This is a genomic window from Pontibacter sp. FD36, assembly GCF_015686655.1.
GTDB lineage: Bacteria > Bacteroidota > Bacteroidia > Cytophagales > Hymenobacteraceae > Pontibacter.
Window position 1 is genome coordinate 73,143 of the sequence record NZ_JADPMP010000007.1, and the last position, 17,299, is coordinate 90,441.

General features: G+C 51.0%; 20 protein-coding genes. 7 read left to right on the top strand and 13 right to left on the bottom strand.

Features of this window, described 5'->3' with window-relative positions; translation table 11 throughout:
- Positions 1-32 precede the first annotated feature (32 nt).
- From I0P70_RS10990 to I0P70_RS11005, 4 genes are all read right to left on the bottom strand, one after another.
- The gene (locus tag I0P70_RS10990; protein ID WP_196117676.1) at positions 33-1,292 is read right to left on the bottom strand and encodes a PQQ-dependent sugar dehydrogenase; all 1,260 of its coding nucleotides are present in this window, start codon (positions 1,290-1,292) and stop codon (positions 33-35) included.
- A gap of 147 nt (positions 1,293-1,439) precedes the next feature.
- On the bottom strand, positions 1,440-2,162 hold the full coding sequence (locus tag I0P70_RS10995; protein ID WP_196117678.1) for a PRC-barrel domain-containing protein: 723 nt from the start codon (positions 2,160-2,162) through the stop codon (positions 1,440-1,442).
- Positions 2,163-2,167: 5 nt separating this feature from the next.
- The gene (locus I0P70_RS11000; RefSeq protein WP_196117680.1) at positions 2,168-2,368 is read right to left on the bottom strand and encodes a hypothetical protein; all 201 of its coding nucleotides are present in this window, start codon (positions 2,366-2,368) and stop codon (positions 2,168-2,170) included.
- A 137-nt stretch (positions 2,369-2,505) separates the two neighbouring features.
- Positions 2,506-2,922, bottom strand: a complete 417-nt coding sequence (locus I0P70_RS11005) for a hypothetical protein (RefSeq protein ID WP_196117681.1) — start codon at positions 2,920-2,922, stop codon at positions 2,506-2,508.
- Between the two features lie 189 nt (positions 2,923-3,111).
- Between I0P70_RS11005 and I0P70_RS11010 the strand changes: the two genes are divergently transcribed.
- Positions 3,112-3,486 (top strand): hypothetical protein, encoded by a 375-nt coding sequence (locus I0P70_RS11010; protein ID WP_196117683.1) that lies wholly within the window; start codon positions 3,112-3,114, stop codon positions 3,484-3,486.
- Positions 3,487-3,611: 125 nt separating this feature from the next.
- Positions 3,612-4,106: a hypothetical protein gene (locus I0P70_RS11015; RefSeq protein WP_196117685.1), complete on the top strand. Its 495-nt coding sequence runs from the start codon at positions 3,612-3,614 to the stop codon at positions 4,104-4,106.
- 121 nt (positions 4,107-4,227) lie between these two features.
- Here I0P70_RS11015 and I0P70_RS11020 read toward each other — a convergent pair whose 3' ends face one another.
- Positions 4,228-4,797 (bottom strand): hypothetical protein, encoded by a 570-nt coding sequence (locus I0P70_RS11020; RefSeq protein ID WP_196117687.1) that lies wholly within the window; start codon positions 4,795-4,797, stop codon positions 4,228-4,230.
- A 251-nt stretch (positions 4,798-5,048) separates the two neighbouring features.
- Here I0P70_RS11020 and I0P70_RS11025 point away from each other — a divergent pair, with 251 nt between their 5' ends.
- Complete coding sequence (locus tag I0P70_RS11025) at positions 5,049-5,315, top strand: hypothetical protein (protein WP_196117689.1); 267 nt, start codon at positions 5,049-5,051, stop codon at positions 5,313-5,315.
- Between the two features lie 85 nt (positions 5,316-5,400).
- Here I0P70_RS11025 and I0P70_RS11030 read toward each other — a convergent pair whose 3' ends face one another.
- Both I0P70_RS11030 and I0P70_RS11035 read right to left on the bottom strand, forming a co-directional pair.
- Entirely contained in the window at positions 5,401-5,799 is a 399-nt protein-coding gene (locus I0P70_RS11030) for a hypothetical protein (protein ID WP_196117691.1), read from the bottom strand.
- A gap of 186 nt (positions 5,800-5,985) precedes the next feature.
- Complete coding sequence (locus tag I0P70_RS11035; protein ID WP_196117693.1) at positions 5,986-9,453, bottom strand: class I SAM-dependent DNA methyltransferase; 3,468 nt, start codon at positions 9,451-9,453, stop codon at positions 5,986-5,988.
- A gap of 103 nt (positions 9,454-9,556) precedes the next feature.
- On the opposite strand from I0P70_RS11035, the gene I0P70_RS11040 reads away from it, so the two are divergent.
- From I0P70_RS11040 to I0P70_RS11055, 4 genes are all read left to right on the top strand, one after another.
- Complete coding sequence (locus I0P70_RS11040; protein WP_196117695.1) at positions 9,557-10,381, top strand: hypothetical protein; 825 nt, start codon at positions 9,557-9,559, stop codon at positions 10,379-10,381.
- Between the two features lie 173 nt (positions 10,382-10,554).
- Positions 10,555-10,890 (top strand): PAS domain S-box protein, encoded by a 336-nt coding sequence (locus I0P70_RS11045; RefSeq protein WP_196117696.1) that lies wholly within the window; start codon positions 10,555-10,557, stop codon positions 10,888-10,890.
- 14 nt (positions 10,891-10,904) lie between these two features.
- On the top strand, positions 10,905-11,093 hold the full coding sequence (locus I0P70_RS11050) for a hypothetical protein (protein WP_196117698.1): 189 nt from the start codon (positions 10,905-10,907) through the stop codon (positions 11,091-11,093).
- A gap of 193 nt (positions 11,094-11,286) precedes the next feature.
- Complete coding sequence (locus I0P70_RS11055; protein WP_196117700.1) at positions 11,287-12,111, top strand: hypothetical protein; 825 nt, start codon at positions 11,287-11,289, stop codon at positions 12,109-12,111.
- 81 nt (positions 12,112-12,192) lie between these two features.
- On the opposite strand, the gene I0P70_RS11060 is transcribed toward I0P70_RS11055, so the two are convergent.
- The 6 genes from I0P70_RS11060 to I0P70_RS11085 are packed head-to-tail and all read right to left on the bottom strand — an operon-like array spanning position 12,193 to position 17,257.
- Positions 12,193-13,152, bottom strand: a complete 960-nt coding sequence (locus I0P70_RS11060; RefSeq protein ID WP_196117702.1) for a calcium/sodium antiporter — start codon at positions 13,150-13,152, stop codon at positions 12,193-12,195.
- Positions 13,153-13,211: 59 nt separating this feature from the next.
- Entirely contained in the window at positions 13,212-13,679 is a 468-nt protein-coding gene (locus I0P70_RS11065; protein WP_196117704.1) for a small multi-drug export protein, read from the bottom strand.
- A 32-nt stretch (positions 13,680-13,711) separates the two neighbouring features.
- Complete coding sequence (locus I0P70_RS11070) at positions 13,712-14,848, bottom strand: hypothetical protein (protein ID WP_196117706.1); 1,137 nt, start codon at positions 14,846-14,848, stop codon at positions 13,712-13,714.
- 54 nt (positions 14,849-14,902) lie between these two features.
- The gene (locus tag I0P70_RS11075) at positions 14,903-16,327 is read right to left on the bottom strand and encodes a dicarboxylate/amino acid:cation symporter (protein ID WP_196117708.1); all 1,425 of its coding nucleotides are present in this window, start codon (positions 16,325-16,327) and stop codon (positions 14,903-14,905) included.
- Positions 16,328-16,356: 29 nt separating this feature from the next.
- On the bottom strand, positions 16,357-17,016 hold the full coding sequence (locus I0P70_RS11080; RefSeq protein WP_196117710.1) for a DedA family protein: 660 nt from the start codon (positions 17,014-17,016) through the stop codon (positions 16,357-16,359).
- 31 nt (positions 17,017-17,047) lie between these two features.
- The gene (locus I0P70_RS11085) at positions 17,048-17,257 is read right to left on the bottom strand and encodes a twin-arginine translocase TatA/TatE family subunit (protein ID WP_196117712.1); all 210 of its coding nucleotides are present in this window, start codon (positions 17,255-17,257) and stop codon (positions 17,048-17,050) included.
- Positions 17,258-17,299 lie beyond the last annotated feature (42 nt).

Sequence of the window (17,299 nt, forward strand, 5' to 3'; positions counted from 1 at the left end):
CTGTCCTTTTTTGTTGTATGTTCTGTTGTGACTTACCTTGGTGTGATCTTCCACAGCTCACCGTTCTCCTGGTCGGTAACCAGGTATAGCGCACCGTCCGGTCCCTGGCGCACGTCGCGTATACGCTGACTCCGGTCGCCGAGCAGATGCTCCTCGCCGGTTACGCGGTTGTTCTCGATGCGCAGGCGTACCAGCACCTGTGAACGAAGCCCCCCAACAAACAGGTTGCCCTTCCACTCCGGAAACGCACTGCCAGTATAGAACTGCGCTCCCGAAGGCGCAATCACCGGATCCCAGTAGTAGACCGGGTCCACGTAACCTTCCTTGGTCGTGACGGCGTTCGGGATAGGCGCACCAGAGTATTCCTCTCCAAACGTCACCACCGGCCAGCCATAGTTTTTGCCTTTCTCGATCAGGTTCAGTTCATCGCCACCTTGCGGACCCATGTCCACGATCCAGTACTGGCCCTGCTCGTTAAATGCCGCTGCCTGCACGTTGCGGTGGCCGGCCGTCCAGATCTCGGGCAGTGTGTTGTTCTGGTTTACAAAAGGGTTGTCGCTAGGCACCTTGCCATCAGGGGCAATGCGGATGATCTTGCCCATGTGGCTGTTCATCTGCTGCGCCTGCGGACGGATCTGCTTATCGGATCGCTCACCCAGGGTAATGTACAGCATGCCGTCCGGGCCGAAAGCCAGGCGGGAACCATAGTGCATAGTGCCGTCAAAAGTTGGCTGGGCCTGGAAGATCACCTCCACGTTTTCGAGGCGACTGCGGTCATCGTTTAGTCTGCCCCTGGCAACACTGGTGGCATTGCCCCCTTTACGAGGTTCTGAAAAGCTCCAGTAGATCATGCGATCCGAGCCGAAGTCAGGGCTGAGGGCTACATCCAGCAAACCGCCCTGTCCGCGGGCATCTACTTTGGGCACACCCGCTATCGGGTTTCCAATCTGTCCGGTTGCCGATACAATGCGCATGTTGCCGGGCTTCTCTGTAACGAGCAGATTCCCATCCGGAAGTGGTTCCACAGCCCATGGCTTTTGAAGGTTTTTGGTGAGCACCTGCACATCAAACTGAGTTTCAGATTTAATTTCACAGGCGCGGGTCTGCCCCTCGAAAGTAGGTTTCTGCTCAGGGGAGTTTGGCGTGCCCATATCAATCGGCTGACACTCTTCCTGGGTGGCAACAGGCTCTTGCTGGTCGTTGTTCTGTTGGGTGGTCGTGTCATCGCTGCAGGATGCGCCCATGGTCGCCATACCTAGCGCAGAAAGAACGAGGAGTCTGGATAGTTTCATAGTGTTATCTATTATGTGGTCGGTATTAACAGTATAATCATTCTAGTACTGGATTGTTTTGAATAGGTTCGCTTCGCCTCTTAACAACAAGGCCGCACTCTGTTATAAGGCGGCCTTGCAGGTATAGCAGTTACATAGCTTCGTGGTTTAGGAGTCCAGGGCTCTTTTCTTGAGCAGAATGATCTCCTCTTCGGTAATGGAGCCCCTTTCGCGCAACTCCTCCAGGCGTTCGATGGTGTTGATGGATTCTTCGACGGGCTTGATGCGCGGCTCCCGGTTAGTGGTATCCGTGTATTCTGTAGCAGGTGTATCCCTGCGGTTCAGATCCTGGGTCGAAACGTTGGATGCGTAAAAGCGGTCTTCGCTGAATGACTCGTCGTTGTAGAAGTCATCACTGATGCGACGCGTGCCGGATGGCTGTTCATGAACGGCCTCGTCAAACTCAGCTTTGTAGTCCGAGCGCTCGTCTATAGTATCGCGGTGGGCCCGCCGGAAGTTATCCCGCACAGCATACTCATAGTCAGTCGAGATCGGCCCGCCCGGGTATACCGGATAGCGGCTGATGCTGCCGGAGTCTACAGAAGAGAGAAAGATGTTCTTGCCCTTACGGTCGAGCGCGGCTGCGCCGATGGGCACCAGCAGAAAAGTGTCGCGGTCGTGGTCGAAAAAGCGGTGCTCGCCCAGCACGGAGAGGTAGCGCACTTTCATGGCCTGCATGTCCACGATCAGGTCTTTTACATCGCCTATTTTTTCGCCGTCGGCACCCACTACGCGCCAGCCCCTGACGTCGGTATTGTCTTTGGCTACCTGGTAATCCTTGAGCTCGCCCAAAGGTACCAGTCTTTCATTTCTTAAATCATTGTCATTCATTTCGGTCAGATTAAGTTCTTTTGGATATCAGGAATCAAGTCAGGTGCTGGTATGTGCGCCAGTGGGAAGACAGCGGCCAATGCCTGCGTTTGTCCGTCTTTGAGAACCAGTTCATAAATGGCCCATCCCAGCAGGAGCAGGATCACGACCAGCAGGATCCAGGGCCACACAGGTTTTTTCTTTTTTTCAATTCGTATTTCAGCCATGTTGCTTTTTTTATTTTTTCATAGTTTTAGCTCGGTCACCTGGGCCAACCACCAAAGCGACGGGAGGTGCTGTGCTTAATACGGTGTTACAGAGATGATTGTTGAAAGGATGAAATGGTAGTTGGGAGAGGGGGCGATCAGGTCAGTTTCTTTTGATTGAGCCACTCCATGGCGTCCATGAGATGTACGAAATATTTGATCTCCAGCGAGTCGGTACGCTGCCTCTCCTGCTGTGGTACCGGGGCATCAACGGGCAGTACATTGGCAATGCAGCGTACCTCCGAGGTTTCTTTCACTTTCATGTCCCACTCGCTCCAACTCAGGTAGGCCAGGTATGCGGCGGGTGCCTGAAAAAAGTCCTGCACATCGTTCAGGATCGAACGACAGGGAAATTGCCGGATCATTTTCAGAATGCCTTTTTCCACTTCCTCAATGCTCTCTTCCGTCGCAGTTCCTTTCCAGATGATGTGGAGCATCTTGCGGTCGGCCAGGTAGCGCAGGGTACAGTAGCGCTGTCCCAAACTGTTCCGGTAATGTTTGTATGGTCTTCTCATAGCTTTAATGGTGTAAGGCTACAGCTCTAAGTTGATATCGGTTGTGGCGGGTCGTATGTTGCATGGGGCGTGGCGGGAGGTATGGCTATAGGGTGATTTTTGCTGAATAGACTTTGCAGGCGGGGACCGGCACTGCAAATTATTTGGGGACAGTATACTTATGTGTTGAATTTAAACGTAAATTGCATCGTGCATTACGCCGTCAAAAACATATTGCTCTCGTTCACATTCCTGTTTGCATTCTTCAGTCTGCAACACGGGGCGGCTGTGGAGTTGCAGGCTGCAGCTACGCAGCAGGTGGCTACGCAGGGTGAGCTGAGGGAGTTTGACAGGTTACAAGCCCCGTCCATAGCGGTTTTACAGGCCGAGGATCATGCCGGCACCTGGCAGTTCAGGCCTACGCAATCCTCTAAACAGGCCTCGTATAGTTCGCCGGCGCTTGCCGCTAGGCTACAGGAGTTCAGGCTGCAACTGCTGATCGCACACTACCTGCAGCGGATCAGGCATATCAGTCCTGGCCTTGCCGTCAGCGACATCATCTTTCCATTCCATTATTTCTGGTAAATCCCTTTCCTTTTTGGTAAGGGTGTCCTGGCACACCCTCCTTTCGGAAACAGGTATAGGCACCGGTATGCATCCAAGGGCTATACCTGCCTTATGTATTATCAGATTTTAATGGATTAAATAAAATGGATTTAGAAGCAATCGTATTAGGTATTTTGGCAACAGCAGTATTTCTGGTGCCTATCTTTTTCATTCAACGCAAACAAAAAGGGGAGGCCAACAAAGCAAAGAAAGCTTTTTTGGAAGCTGCCTCCGCACAGGGGCTCAACATCGGGCAGCATGATTTCTGGAACGAGCGCTACGGCATCGGACTGGACGAAACACAAGGCCAGATCTTTTACTGGCACAACGATGAAGCAGACCTGCAGGAGATCATCATTGACCTGGGCACGGTGCGCAGAACCTCCATTGACAACATGCACCGCGATGTGAACGGAAACCGCATCATCGACATGATCGTGCTGCGTGTAGCCCTGCACGGACCTAAAGCGCCGGAGCTATACCTGCCGTTCTATAACCGTGAGGGTAGCATGATGCTGAGCGGAGAGCTGCAGCTGGCTGAGAAGTGGAGCAACATCATCCAGCAAAATATGGCGAAGATGCAGGCTGTGCAGGTATAAACCTGAAGCAGCAAGCAGGCCGCAAACAGGAGGGCCAGTTGGTGAAGGTATAAACCGTAAATCGGTTATGCCTCAGCCGACTGGCCCTTTGTTGTTTTATATGGCCTATCTAAACGGATGTTTACCAGCTATAGGTCAGCTTCGTGTCGAAGCGGCCGTCGGTAATGTGCATGATTTTGGAAGCGTCGGTATAGTGGTTTAGTTTTCCTTCGAACTGGCCGGATACGATGTGGCTGACCGTGTCGAGGCGGGTGAGGTGCAGGGTAAGGCTTGCGTCATTTACGAGGTGGTAAAAGTCATTTTGGTTCATGTCGACCTCCATGGCCGCCATGTCCTCGTGCTCCGGCGTGAGGGTATAGATGCCGGGGCCGTTCACATCGTAGGCGCCAAAGGAGAAGCTCTGCGAGATGTATTTTTTCTCGTCTTTGAATTTGTAATTGTACTCGGCACGCACAATCAGCGTATAGGTGCCGTCGGTGTTTTTGTGCAGCCGGCCTTCCACAAAGTTGTCGACACAGTCGAAGAAGTTGCAGATCTGGCCGTAGTTGACCCATACCTTGCCGTTGGCCTTGAAACCTAATGTATTGCTGCCGTTTTGCGTGACAGGCGGCAGGTTGAACTCTGGCTCCTTGTCACAGGAACTTATTCCTGCGCACAGGGCTATACCTGTCAGCAGCGCAATGGTCCGCATGCGGCGAGACCTTAATTTGGGAGTGTTCATTTGAAGCGAATTAGGGATGCAAGGTATGTAAAAGTCGCTACATTCAGACATAGTCACTACGCCCTAACAACTGCTGTACGTCTGACCAGTTATATCCGCTGTATAGCTTGCTGCTACAGTCGTATGTGTCAATTGAGAGTTTGCAAGGGGGATTCGATGTACGGATGGTATGGTAAGTGCCTGTTTAAGCTGTAACTTAGACTGAAATTCACCTGATTATCATGAAGAAATTACTATACGTCGCCATGGCTTTAAGCTTTACGGCCTGCTCTTTTGAAAACGACCTGGAAGACACACTTTACCGTGTGGCCGAATCCGGTGCGAACATGGTGCTGGACTCCTTGCACCATACTGCCAACAAAGAGCTGGATCGCTATACCGGCATCGACTCGCTCTCCAGCAAGATCGGGGCGATGGATACGCTGAACGTAGAGCGCGAGATAGAGCGTGGCGTGAAGCGCCGGATCATCGAAGAACTCTCCAAATAGCAGTGCTTCGTAGCAGCTGTTTTATAAAAGGGCTGCTGCGTTATAAGTCCCCACCGAGAGACGGACGCCTTCGGGGGCAAAGGTTTTATCCGGCTTGTTGCGCCGGCAGCGGATGCCGGAAAAGCGTGAGGCCGAACCAGGCGGCCAAACCGGCATACACGGCGCACAGTACCCATTCTGCGAACGGTTGCTCCGGATAACGGAAAAGGAACTTGAGCATGGCCATGGCTCCTATGAAGAAGTGGGCGAAGTTGGCTACGCAGATAGGGCGGTTGTAGATGCCCCCGATCCGACTGCCTTTGGCCATCCAGTTGAGCATGGCAAAACCCAGGTATAGGGCACCCAGCAGCTGCAGCAACACCACCTCCAACGGATTCGGCTCTGAGTCCAGGTAGAGGGCTAGCTCTTCGGGTAAAAACGTGAAGGCTATACCCAGGGCAGCCAGCACGGCAGCACTCAAAACCATCATCAGTTTAGTTTGCATCGGTAGTGATTCAAATTTAAGGTATAGCAATTGAAATTAACTTTCATGCTACTTACTGTCATTTCGAACGCTAGTGAGAAATCTGGGATAGCGTAACCAATATTTTAGATTTCTCCTTTCGTCGAAATGACAAATTGGAGTTAGTAAAAGACGAACACCTCACTATTCCTAATTCCTAATTCTTAATTACTTCACATACTGCTCCTGCTCAGTTTTGCGCAGCAGGCCCAGGCCATGAAGCGTCTGCAGCAGACTGTCGATTTGCTGGGTGCGAACCTCTTGCTGGGGCTTGGCGACGGGCTTGAACTGGCGCACCAGGTCCTCGGCAGTGGCGGGGCGCTCGTGCAGTTGCAGGGCACGTTGCACGGCCTGCGCCTGCTCGGCCAGCGTTTTCGGCCAGGCCAGCACCTCTTTGGCAGTGGCTTTGGCGGCTTTGGTTTTGGTGGTCAGGCCGATGTCGGTTTGCTGGGCTCCCTGCGGATTCTGGTACTCTGGGCGAAGCCAGCGCACCAGACCGCGTGCCTCTTCGGCCGCACGTTCCTTATTGAGGGCCACCAGACGTTCGAGTATTTCCTCTTCGGGCAGATTGGCGGGCCAACCGTAGGCGTCGGCTACGGCGGCATCGAGTTCGGTGTGCAGCTGCAGCAAGATACTCACCAGCCCCTGCTCATGGGTTTTCTGCTCTTTGGCCGAAAGCCCCTCGCCCGACCGCAGTTTCTCCAGCACGTTATACATATCGGTGATGGTGAGCGTAGGGTGCTGCGCCTGCCGCTGCTTGCGGTGCGCGTCCAAGGCCTCGGCTATACCTCGGATTTGAGTTTTTTGGTTTTCGGTTGGGGTAGGGAAGGGGAAAGTGTCGAAGCAAACAGAATTATTATACCTTGGTCTGTCTTCCAATGTGCTACCAACAGTTAAAGCCCATTTGATATGAAATTTACTTGATAAAACACCAATGTAATAGTTATCTTCTAAAGCTATAGCTACAATTCCATCATCGGGGAGTATATCTGAGTCTAAGAACTGGAAAACTCTATGTTTAGCAACATATGCTGTTCCTACATAGCGGTTCAAACCATGTAGAGCCTTCCTAATAGTTTTCCGAGGCTCTGCAAAAATCCACCACTTATCTTTGATAGAGGCTCGTTTATTTTCGTCTCGATGTGGCTTTACATTAAGAAGAATGTGCTGATATAAATCAGGGTAGGAACTGCGCACTTCCTCTATACTTAGACCCAGTAAATCAATAACCTTTACATCTCTTGGGGTAGAGGTAAAGTCTCTACCGTTCCAGTAATTACGGATGTGCTTCTCAATTCCAATAATGTTACCTAAGCCAAGTTGCTTAGCTCTATCAGAAGTTATAATAAAACCTGCGCCATGAGGTATAACACCTCTGGAGCTCATATTTTGATTAGCCTTCAAAGCTTTCACTTCTGATACATTGAAGCCAACCTTTAAATCAGAATGTATAGTATTAAGTTTCTCGCTAAGGACTACTTCTCTGCCTAACTCTGCTGATTCTCTTTCCTCAATTACAAGGTTAATTCTACCTACTTGTACACCTTTTTCAGCAACAGTCATTGCAATCCGTACTGCTGCGCCATCTCCACTATCTACCCACGGATGGTCAGGTATAGCATAGGTTATAGAAATTGGTTCTTTGGCTTCCATAAAGGCCTGCAACACACGGCGATTGAAAGACTGCGTTATACTGTTAGTCGTGATAAAGCCGAATCGTTCAGTTCTTTCATCTGCTAAAATTTCGGCCGCTTTATACCACCAGTACATCACAAAATCTGCACTATCAGGTACAGCACCTTTGTAAGCTTTTCGCAATGCTTCGGTATACCCATCACCCAAAGCATCGCGCATTCTTTTATTCCCTACAAACGGCGGGTTGCCCACTATAAAATCTGCTTCGGGCCAGGAAGCGGGTTTGGGGTCGAGGTAATCATAGACGATGGTGCGGGCGGTTTCGTCGGGCACTTCCTGTCCGGTAACCGGGTGGGTTTTGGTGCTGTGGCCGTCCCAGCGGGTAACGGGCTGTCCGTTGGCGTCGAGGCGCGGCTGGCGGTCGCTGTAGCTGAGTACCGCGTCCTGCTGTTTGATGTTGCCGTACTCGCGCAAAATCGGGTTGCTGAGGCGGGTGGCCGAACCGTGCGCCCTGAAGTGCCATTGTAAATAGCCAATCCAGAGCACCACATCGGCGATGGCCGCCGCACGTGGGTTCACCTCCAGACCGAGTAACTGCGCGGGCGTCACGGTATAGGCACCCGTCATGTCGAGGGTTTGCTGCCCAGGGAAGTGGTCGAGGTGCTCTTTTACCTCGCCCTCCAGTCGCTTGAGGTGCTCCAGCGTCACGTACAAGAAATTGCCGCTTCCGCAGGCAGGGTCGAGCACGCGCACAGAGCACAGGCGGCGGTGGAAGTTCTCAATCTCTTTTCGAGCTCCCGCCTCGTCGCCGCTGTCCTCAAGTATGGCCGAAGCCGTGCGGGCTGCTTCCCACTCTTCGCGCAGCGGCTCGATCACGGTCGGCATCACCAGGCGCTCCACGTAGGCGCGGGGCGTATAGTGGGCACCCAGCTTGTGGCGCTCGCGAGGCTGCAAGGCACGCTCCAGCAAAGTACCGAAAATGGCAGGCTCCACCTCTGACCAGTCCGCTTCGGCAGCCAGGATCAGCAGGTCGAGTTGCGCTTCGGTAACAGGCAGCGCCTCCGGGTTTTTGAAGAGGTAGCCGTTAAACTGCGGTATAGAGGTGCGCAGGGCCGGGTCGAAACCGCCTTTGTCCATACTCTGCCACAGCGCCCGCAGCGCATCCGGAAAATGCTGGATGTTGTGGCGGTAGTCCTGCAGCAATTTGGTAAAGGAGTTGTCGGGCAGCAACTGCACGTCTTCGGCGAACATGGTAAAGAGGCAGCGCATCAGAAATCCCGCCACTTGCTCCGGCGTATGGCCGGCCAGTTCAAGCGAAGCCGCCAGCCTGGCCAGTCGCTCGGCCAGCTCCCGCGTAACACGGGCTGCACGACGGCTTGGGTCCAATTCCAGCGGCTCGGTAAAGAGCAGGCGCAGGCGCTGGCGCACCTCGGTGCGGTGCAGTTCGTCGAGGATGATTCTATAGTTGAGCGGGTCGGGGAAAGGCACATAGGTCTTGCCCTGTCGCGCAAAATCGGCATATAAATCAATGCAATACCCCACGTCCACCACGGCCAGAAAAGGCGGCCAGCCCTCGGTGGTGGGCAGGGAGCGGGCATAGCGCAGGGCCTGTTCCTTGGCCTTTTTCATTTCGCGTTCCCAGGTACGGGTGTCGCGGGTCGCGGTGCCCGTTTTGGTTTTGATGCGCTCGCCGCCCAGTTGTTCGACCTCTGTTATACCTGCCTTGTCGGAGCCCTGCTTGGCCTCCAGCACAAAGCAGTCCTTTTTGTAGAGGTCGATGAAGTTGGTGCTCGTCTTGCCCTCCCCATCGTCAAACACCACAGGCCGCTCAAAGGTATAGGTCGCTTCGTGTACCTTATCCGAAGCAGGACGCGGCTTCTCCACCCCCAGCAGTTCGCAAAGTTCGGTCAGAAACAACTGATAGTTAGCACGTTCCGAAGCGCCGGAGGCTTTCCAGCGGGTGATGAAGTCTGTTATGGCAGGGGTAGGGTTGTGGGGCATTGTATCGTGTGTATGCAGGTATAGCAGTATTTACAGAAGCAATATATAAATATTTAGCTATATTTGTTTGAACATCTACATCAAACATTCATTCAATTCTTTTATGAAAGCAAGTTTACTTGGTATACTAATAGCCATTCTGTTTATAGGCACAGGCTGTTCGTTCAACGACAAAGACCCAGAGCCTGAGAAGACGTACCTATTGCAGCGGAAATATTCAGAAATTGTTTCTCATGACTTAAAGGGATCAATCGATCTTACCTATACCTACAATGACAATGACCAACTTGTGAACATTAGTGGAGTTACTGATTGGAAAGGTGAGATTAAAACTAGTTTTACTACACTAACTTATGATAACAAAGGAAGAGTAGAGAGAATAAATACTTTAAGTGGTAATGAGGTTGTACATTTCTATGACGACAAAGACCGATTAATAAAACTTACAAAGGCTTATAAGGACTCGAAGCCTGTAATCTTTATGCATTATTATGATAATGAGGGACGTCTGATTGAAATAAAGGCTTATTCTGGAGAAATAACTGAGGAAAATAGTGGGAGCAGGAGATTGATTACTTATGTAAATGAGAATCAAATTAAAGTTACCGTTAACACAGTTACAGGAGCTACGAGAAATTATACTTTGATTACCGACAGTAAAAAAAGAGAGTTGCCTGTTCTGGCGCATCAAATTTCTGCAGGATTTTTTGCTGCTGAACTGATGTCCGAAAGTTTAATTACCAAAAATAATATTTTGAGTAATGAATTAATCCATACTAATATTAATGATGCTAGTGTAAATAATAAAGCAGGTGTAAGTTACCAGTCAGAGTATACATACAATGACGGCGGTTATCCAACAAGCTGCATAAAAGTGTTTCATGAAGGCTCTATTGAAAATATCACCTATACCTACAGCGTCAAATAATCCTTTACAGGTATAGCTTAAGCCCTCTTCCATAACCGGAAGAGGGCTTTTGTTTATATAATCGACGCTGCACTACACTTATTTGTTTTACAAGAGCCTACGAATGTCTTTCCAACTTACCGACCTGTTCCTCGTTAGGGGGTATAGCCTGCGGGCTTTACCCAAATTTTTGCATGAAATCAACCTTCTTTAAAGAGCGTATCGCCTCCAATTTTATCGCCCAGGTAAAAGAGTACGCTATTTTTGCCATGGACGTGAACTGGGTGGTCGAGACCTGGAACGAGGGCGCTGAGCGACTGAAGGGCTACAAAGAGGATGAGGTTGTCGGGAAGTATTACGGGATGTTGTTCACGGAAGAAGACCAGCGCAATGGTGCCCCTGAACGTGAGCTGGAGGCGGCCAAGCAGCAGGAGTACTATGTGGGTAAGGGCTGGCGACGAAAAAAGGACGGCACACACTTCTGGCCAACCTCACGCTCACGCCCATCTACAACGACAACGACGAATTAATTGGCCTGACCAAAGTGACCCGCGACCTCAGCGACCGGCGGCAGTCAGAAGAGGCGCTGCGCAAAAAGCACGACGAGCTGGATGCGACCAACCGCGACCTCGACAATTTCATTTATGGTGAAGTCCATTCGTTTTTCGCGAAAGAATTTCCGAAGCATTTTATACAACCTAATCAGCAATGCCATCAAATACCGCTCACATGATTCTGACTGCCAGATAAAAGCAGAAACTCACCGGGAGCTGATTCGGGTGAGTCACAAACAGCCTGGCAGGCACAATTAGACGCTAATTGGGTTGAGCATGAGGGGATTGTGATTTACAGATAACTAGAACTAAAAGTATAATTTGTTATGTTTGCCAGGATATGTTTTTTATTCAATCCAAAATTTTAATCCCATGAAAACAACAAAACTGCTCTACACCCTAGCTGTGTTGTTTTTGTTGGTGTCCTGCTCCGAAAAAGACAGCCCACGCCCGGAGCCTGAGCCAATAAAAAAATACCTGCTCTACAAAAAGACTTCGGATATAAGTCTGGCCGATGGTACCACAAAGACCATTAACTGGGACTATATCTATGACAAGGATAACAAGCTGAGCAGAATCGACGCCCTTTCTAAAAAAGGGGCTGAGGCGACCAATCTTGGTTCTATTATGGAACACGACGATAGAGGCAGACTGACACTGGTACGAGATCAGACAGGCAGAGACGTGCGGTTGTCTTATGAAGGCAGCAGCAACCTCCCGTCCATGGTGCGGGTGCTTGTTGAAGGTGAAACTCCTATCGTGCACCTTAACAAATTTAATACGCTTGGCAGACTGACAGAGCAGAAAATCTATGCTGGAGAGGTGCTGGAAGAGAATTTGCAGGAAATCCTGACCCTTTCTTACGGAAAAGCCAACCAGGTGAGCCTGCGACGTACTTCAGCTTCAGGCCAGGTATACCAGGAAGCCAGCATAACAACTGACGACCGAAACAGACCAACGCCTGTCTACCCGGATCATGTTTCCATGAATTCCATCAGCTCGGAGATCTCCATCGAAAGCCTGATCACAGAGCATAACGTCACCGCTTATGAGATTATAACATTTTATTCAGGTGCCGTGGACAACAGCTTTACAAGCACCTATACCTATAACCAGGACGGCTATCCTACGGCTTCCACCAGAACCTACAAATCAGGAGATGTAGAACGAATCACGTATGATTACCTGGTGAAATAAACCCACTTAATTGCAGGTATGCAAAAGGCCCTCCTCCATAATCGGAAGAGGGCCTTTTCTTTTTACAAATCAGGCTATACCTTACTCCTGGCTAACCAGTAAGCCCAGGTAAGCCAGGTATAGCAGCAGGAAAATAATACCTTCCCAGCGGGCGAGTTGACGGCCACGGCCTGTGAAGATGAAGATGAACAGCAGCAGTCCGGCACCGATGTTGAAGATAATGTCGGTGAAGGAAGCGGCACTCACCTGCAATGGTGTAACCACCGTGGACACACCCAGGATCAGGAAAATGTTAAAGATGTTGGAGCCCACCACGTTGCCGATGGCGATGTCCACATTCTTCTTGCGAACCGCTACCACCGAGGTGGCCAGCTCTGGCAGGGAGGTGCCCACCGACACTATCGTGAGGCCGATGATGCGCTCTGACAGACCGAAGGCCTGTGCTATACCTACTGCACTGGTCACGATCAGTCTGCCGCCCAGTATCAGGCCACCCAATCCGAGTGCAATAAAGAAGATCGCTTTCAGATAGGTATAGTCCTTCGTTTCACTTTCCTCATCGTCCTCATTGCCGCCTTTTGCGATCATCAGATTGTAGACCAGGAAAATACAGAAAAAGAGTAACAGCAGGAGTCCGTCGGACCGGGAGATCAGGTTGGCCTCGGCACTATCGAGGAACACGTCGTTGGCGACAAAAAGAACCGCGACCGCAGCCAGCAGGCTCAGTGGTATTTCGAGCCAGGTAGTGTTGCGCTTTACCGTCAGCGGGTAAATGACCGAGGAAATGCCCAGGATAGCCAGCACGTTGAAAATGTTACTTCCCAGCACGTTGCCGAGCACCATTTCGGTGTTGTTGTTGATGGACGCAAAGACGTTCACGACCAGTTCCGGTGCTGATGTACCGAAGGCCACAATGGTAAGGCCGATCACAATGTTAGGTATACCCAGTTTTTTTGCCAGACTGGAAGCGGCGTCTACCAGCTTGTCGGCTCCAAAGATCAGGGCGACAAAGCCTGCCAGTAAAAGAATTATGTTCAGCATTTGATTTTAAAAGTTCTTGCCTTTTGTGTGATGGTTTAAGGATACGAAGGTAAAGCAATTTATGGAAAAGACTTCAGTCCCATACTACCCAGGTAGGACCCGGCAGCCATGATTAGGCAGGAAATGAACACCCCGATACTCACAGACAACAGCGCTTTGTTGCGCTCGATCTTCAGAAAGTAAGCTGCCAGTGTGCCCATGTAGGCGCCTGTGCCAGGCAATGGGATCATCACAAAAACCATCAGTCCCCAGAAACCGTACTTTTGTATGTCAGCACCAACGCCCTTTTTGGCTCTTCTGCCCAGCTTGATGACTCCTTTTTTATAAGTCCTGTTTGGCCAGAGCTTCCGGCTAAAGGTCTCGATGAGCCAGGCAAGTATGGGGAAAATAAGCAGATTGGCGACCAGACCGACTACAAAAGCCCAGAGTAGAGGCATGTCGTTGAGTACCGCATAAGGTATACCGGCCCGCGCCTCCCCAAAAGGGGAGATGCTAAGCAGGAAGGTATAAATAAGTATTTCAAGCATAAGTGATTCACTATTAATAAATGAGCAGCGGCTTATTTAAAGAAAAAATCCAGGAGTTCCTGCTGCATCACCGGATTGATGGCCACTGCCAGAATCACGGAGATAATCAACCCGATAGTAACGGACAATACATCCTTACCGATCAGTTTGAACGTTTTACCGATTGCCGCCCTGGAGTCCTGTGCCCGGATGCGCATACCCAGTTCACGACCTGCCAGCAAGCCCACAAATACCCAGGTGGTACTCATCGGCATGTTGTTCAGTTCCTTGAAATAGTAGAGAATCAAGGCGTACACCAGGTCAATGATCGTGGCACTCCGCACATCACGCACTTCTGATTTTTCGTTGATGATGTGCTGGATTTTATCCCCCTTCATGTAAAAAAGGAAACCAAGCCCCAGAAAGATAAAGCCAGAGAAAGCCAGGAATTCCAGGCCACCCAGCTGACGCGGCAGGTATACGGCAATGTTGGCCAGGTCCTGCACGAGCCAAATATACCACAAAAAGCCGCTGATCAGCCATTGTGCCACCGTCCAGAGCACGTGCGCTTCACCTTTGATAAAGCGCTTGATCACTTTCGAAAGCAAAAGGTAAATAACCAGGGCCGAAATAAAGGCCAGCACGTAGCCCGCCAGACTTTTGTTGATCATGCCAAGCACTGTGGCACTCGTGGCGGTGAACACGCTGAGCAGCATGAAAGTAGTCGATACCGGGATTCGGAACCTGGTCAGGAGCAGCAGCACGATAGGAGAGGCCAACTGCAGGTATACGAAGCTTTCGGGAGCCTTTTCGAGTCCCGGTGTAGTCAGGCGCTGGTAGGTCACGTCACCGTCAAAAGCATACCAGCTGTAAGTCACCGTGCCCAGGAAGATAAGGCCCATGAACAGCCACTGCCAGTACCACTTTTTGTCTTCGTTGGATACGATAAACGTACCGATGGTCTGTATGCTGTCGTTGGCGATGGCAGAGTAACCGGCGAAGGCAAAGCCTATCCACATGGCAATGTGTGGGTAAGGATATACCATGCCTGCCATCACAAGCGAGAAGGCGATAAAGTAGAGGAACTTCTTCTCTTTCTGGAAGATGATGTCAAACTGATTGTAGCGCTTCCTGAATTTATAAGGCTGAACAGGGGCCAGGTGCGGCCTCTTTTTTTGCGTCTTTGTCATCTAAAGAACTGTGAATTTTAAAAAATAAGGATGTGACTTTTCTGAATGAAGACGCTATGCAGGTACTTCTTCCTGCTTTCTTTCCAAAAGCTCCGGATTGCTCGTTTCCACCAGACCTACTTCCGGCTGCAAGTCGAACTCACCTTCCCAGCGGGCAACTACGGCGGTAGCCAGGCAGTTACCGGTCACGTTAATGGAAGTGCGGGCCATGTCCATGAGTTCGTCTATACCCAGGATGGCAAACAGGGGCCATACCGGCAGGTTGAAGGAAGCGACCGTCCCGAGCAGGATTACAAGTGAGGCACGGGGCACGCCGGCCACGCCCTTGCTGGTGAGCATCAGCGTGAATACCATCAGCAACTGCTGTTCCCAGGTCAGGTCTATACCAGCTGCCTGCGCCACAAACACAGCAGCTAGAGCCAGGTATAGCGTGGTGCCATCGAGGTTAAAACTGTAGCCGGTCGGCATCACGAAAGCCACAATGCGCCGCGGCACACCCAGCTTCTCCATCTCTTCCATGGCCCTTGGCAAAGCCGCTTCCGAACTGGTGGTGGCAAAGGCAATAGACACCGGCCCCGAGATGGCTTTCAGGAAACGCACGATCGGGATGCGGGCAATGAGGGCAACTGGCAGGAGCACCAACAGCACAAAGGCCAGCAGCGCCACATACAGCGTCGCCAATAACTGGAACAGGTTCACCAGAATGCCGAAGCCCATGTGTCCCACCGTATAGGCAATCGCAGCACCCACCCCAATTGGGGCGAAGTACATGATGATGTTGGTGAACTTGAACATCGTTTCAGAGAGGCTCTCGCAAAAGTCAAGCATAGGCTTGCGCTTGTGCTCCGATACCATGGCCAGACCAATGGCAAAGATCACACTGAACACCACGATCTGCAGCACCTGCCCCTCAGCAACTGACTTGGCAATGTTCTCCGGGAACACATGCAGGATGATATCGGACCAGGTCTGTTTGGCAGGGGCCTGAATCTCTTCCGTCTCGGCTATACCTGCCATGTTGATGCCTTCGCCGGCTTTGCTGATGTTGATGGCAGCCAGGCCGATGAACAAGGCCAGCGTGGTCACGATTTCAAAGTACAGGATCGCTTTCCAACCCATACTACCGATCTGCTTCAGGTTGGCGTGGCCGGCTATACCTACCACCAATGTGGCGAAGATCAGTGGCGCGATGATCGTCTTGATGAGTTTCAGGAACACCTTGCTCAGCACGTTCAGGTGCTGGGCTACCTGCGGAAAATCATAGCCGATCTGGGCGCCGACCACCATGCTGATCAGGATCCAGGTAGTAAGGTTACGCTTTTGCAAACCGTAGAGCAGCAGCACAGCCGTGCCGGTCCAGCGGATGGCCGTGAGGGCTTCGGCAGGCAGTGCGATAACTTCATACTGCTGCAGCAAAGTGAGGATGGCGGCTATGGTGATGCACAGTAGCGTAGCCAGGGGCAAATAGGCCTTGTTCATAAATTTAATTGGTCTAAAGCTTAATTGATTCAAATCTGCGGGGTACTACTTTTCATGAGCCGGTTTTTGAGGGCGGCAACGAGGGGAGGAGCCATGGATAGCACGATGATGGCCAGAATAAGCAGCGAAAAATGCCGCTTGACGGCCGGCAGATTACCAAACAGGTAGCCTGCTATCATAAAAAATACCACCCATACGATGGCCCCAACCACATTGAAGCTAAAGAAGCGCCTGTAATGCATGTTGGCGATGCCTGCCACAAACGGAGCGAATGTGCGAACGATGGGCACAAAGCGCGCATAAATGATAGTGCGTCCGCCGTACTTTTCGAAGAACCGCTGTGTCTGGTCCAGGTGAGACCGGCGCATAAACCAGAAGTCGCGCAGGTAGATGCGACTTCCGATCTTGCTTCCTGCAAAATAATTGAAAGAGTCACCCAGTATGGCCGCCACGATCAGCAGCCCCATCAACAGCAACAGGTTAAGGCCTGAAGCGGGTATGGCAGCCAATGCGCCAAGCGCAAACAGCAGTGAATCTCCCGGTAAGAAAGGGGTAACCACCAAGCCTGTTTCGCAAAACACAATGAGAAACAGGATCAGGTAGATCCACTGCTGGTACTCCTGCACCAACTGCACCAGGTGCTGGTCAATGTGCAGAATAAAATCTGCCACGTAATACATGATATCCATCCGAAAAGGAGCTATGCGTGCCGGACTGCTATTACTTTTGGTCCTTGTCGCTTACAGACTTGTCGATCTCGCTCTTGATCTCGTTTGTCGCGTCTTTAAACTCCCGGATGCCACGGCCGAGTCCGCGTGCCAGTTCAGGTATGCGTTTGGCGCCAAACAGGAGTAGAATGGCGAATATAATGATGGTCACTTCAGCGCCTCCCAGGCTTCCTATGAAGGCAAAAATTGCGATGCTGTTCATTTGTGAGGTATAAAAATTTTGTTTGATGATAATAGGATCAAT